The organism is Lentzea roselyniae (assembly GCF_039537795.1).
Taxonomy (GTDB): Bacteria; Actinomycetota; Actinomycetes; order Mycobacteriales; family Pseudonocardiaceae; genus Lentzea; species Lentzea atacamensis.
In genome coordinates, this window is record NZ_BAABBE010000109.1 from 1 (window position 1) to 2,452 (window position 2,452).

The following is a 2,452-nucleotide window of genomic DNA, read 5'->3' on the forward strand; positions in this document are numbered from 1 at the left end:
GTGTCGCTCAGCGCCTGCTGGCCATGGCCGCCGGCATCTGGCACAACTGGGAGGCGGGCGTGACCAGCAAACGCTCACTGACCGCGTTCGATCACTGACACCAACTTCACGGAATCAACCATCTAGACCGTATGAAGGGCCGGCGCCTCACTCGTAAGTTGGCGCGGGTTGCCGTCACAACCGGTGGCGGTAGAGCCGCATTTACGGGAGGCGCCGGTGTTTGCCGAGCGTACGTGTGTCGGGCTGGATGTTCACGCGCGGTCGGTGGTGGCCTGCGCGATTGACAACGAGGCTGGGGAGATCCGGTCGTTACGGCTCTCGCCGAAGACCGTGGCGGTGGTGGAGTGGGTGTGCTCGTTGCCCGGTCCGGTGGTGGTGACGTATGAGGCCGGGCCGACCGGGTTCGGGCTGGCGCGGGCGCTGGAGGCGGCCGGGGTGCGGTGTGTGGTGGTTGCGCCGTCGAAGCTGGAGCAGCCGCCGGGGGATCGCGTGAAGACCGACCGCCGGGATGCGGAGCGGCTGGCCAGGTTGCTGCGGATCGGGGGAACTGCCTGGGGTGCGAGTGCCCAGCGAGGCCGAGGAAGCGGCACGAGATCTGGTGCGGGGCCCGTGAGGACGTGCGCGGTGATCTGATGCGAGCACGGCACCGGTTGTCGAAGTTGTTGCTGCGTCAGGGATTGCTCTACGACGGCAGCGCCTGGACCGCGGCGCACGAGTCCTGGCCGCGGACGCTGAGGTTCGAACGGCTCGGGTCCGGCTGGCCTTCGACGAGGCCTACGACACGGTGCTGGCCACGCATGCCCGTCGCGACCGGCTGGTCGCCGCGATCACCGGCATGGCCGCCACACCCGCGTTCGCGCCGATCGTGGGCCGCCTGGGCTGTCTGCGCGGGGTGAGCACCCTGACCGGGTTCGGGCTGGCCACCGAGATCGGCGACTGGCACCGGTTCACCGGGTCCTCGATCGGTGCTTACCTCGGCCTGACGCCCGCGGAGTCCTCCAGCGGGACCGACTCAGCCAGGGCGCGATCACCAAGACCGGCAACACCCACGCCCGCCGGCTGCTGGTCGAGGCCGCCTGGCACCACCGCAAATGCCCTCGGCCCAGCCGCGAGCTGATCCACCGCCTGGATGGTCAGCCGCCCGCCGTCCGGGTCCGCGCGGAGGCCGGCAACCGGCGGCTGCACCGCCGCTGGACCAGGCTCGACGCCCGCGGCAAACGCTCCACCATCAGCGTGGTCGCTGTGGCACGCGAGCTCGCCGGATGGTGCTGGAGTCTCGCGATCATGGACTGACCTCACGAGCCGCCGGCGGGTGACCGGCATGTGCAGGCAGCGCGAGGAGCGACCCGCGATGCAGCCATGAGCAGCACTATCCACAAAGGATGGTGCGACGCTCGACCCTGGACACACGGAACGCTCCCGACGAACACCGGTCATGCGGTAACCAACCCGCGCATATCAGCCTTGACCGCGCGTCGACCGACACCGCCTCTACACCCGGTCTCCCGTCGGCACCCTGACCAGGCACAACACGCCAAATCGGGCCGGCATCAACCTGCCCACCTGACAAACATGCCCCCATATCAGCTGTGCGGGCTGCTTCGCGCTCGAATCAAGTGCGCGGTGCGTTTGGAACTCTGCGCGAACAATCTTCACGAGTCGTCGAGCAGAGACGGCACCAATCCCCAGCCGGACGCGCAGAGTCTCAGCAGAGATCGGCTTCTGATGAGCAGCTCGGTGCACCGCGTCCTCCTGGCGCGCCTTGTCCAGAAGCTCGTCCAGCGAACGGCCCCGAGCGCCGACGCGACAACGCACCTGAGTATCAGCCCGACGCGCGGGCGATCCTCGGCACAGCTACAGCGCACCAGAACCACCTGCACAACCAGGTTGGCTACGGCGCCACCACGACGTACTCCACGGGCTCAGGTATACGCTCGGGGATCGGCAACCGCGGATGACTGTCACGAGTAGGAAGACCAACCTCGGCGACGAGAGACTGCGGCGTTCGCCTTGACTGAGCTGACAAATCCGCCAACGCGGCACACTGCAGTCGGTCATCGCCAAAGTCCTACCGTGCCAGAGAAGCACAACGATGCGCATCCCGCTTCTGACGCGCACGCAGCCCGGTTTGAGCACTGTCGCCACCTGCGCCGCGATCTGCAGAGGGTTGTGCCTTGCCTCGGCGATCACCCATTCGCCGTCCACCCTATCGACGTGGGATGCCCTGTTGGGCAAGCGATTCGAGCGCCGGCGGCGACGAGTCCGCGCCGATCGCGACCATGATCTGCGAGCCGGGCCGGCCGGTGCTCACCGTGATTTCGGAGGAGGAGCTGGAGGCACGCGAGCACCTGCGTGTCACAAATCAGCCGGGTGTCCGGTCTAGCTGACATGAGCCACGAACACACTCATCACCTGGAGAACCCCGACAAGAGCGGCCCGCCACCGAAGATCG

At 67.6% G+C, this 2,452-nt stretch carries 2 protein-coding genes and 1 pseudogene; all 3 read left to right on the forward strand.

Annotated features, from left to right (window positions below):
* Window positions 1–98 (forward strand): annotated as a pseudogene (locus ABFX45_RS46055) (IS982 family transposase); the annotation flags it as partial.
* 118 nt (window positions 99–216) lie between these two features.
* Complete coding sequence (locus ABFX45_RS46060) at window positions 217–633, forward strand: IS110 family transposase (protein WP_346137406.1); 417 nt, start codon at window positions 217–219, stop codon at window positions 631–633.
* 151 nt (window positions 634–784) lie between these two features.
* Window positions 785–1,117 (forward strand): transposase, encoded by a 333-nt coding sequence (locus ABFX45_RS46065; RefSeq protein WP_211337805.1) that lies wholly within the window; start codon window positions 785–787, stop codon window positions 1,115–1,117.
* The last annotated feature ends 1,335 nt before the right edge of the window (window positions 1,118–2,452 follow it).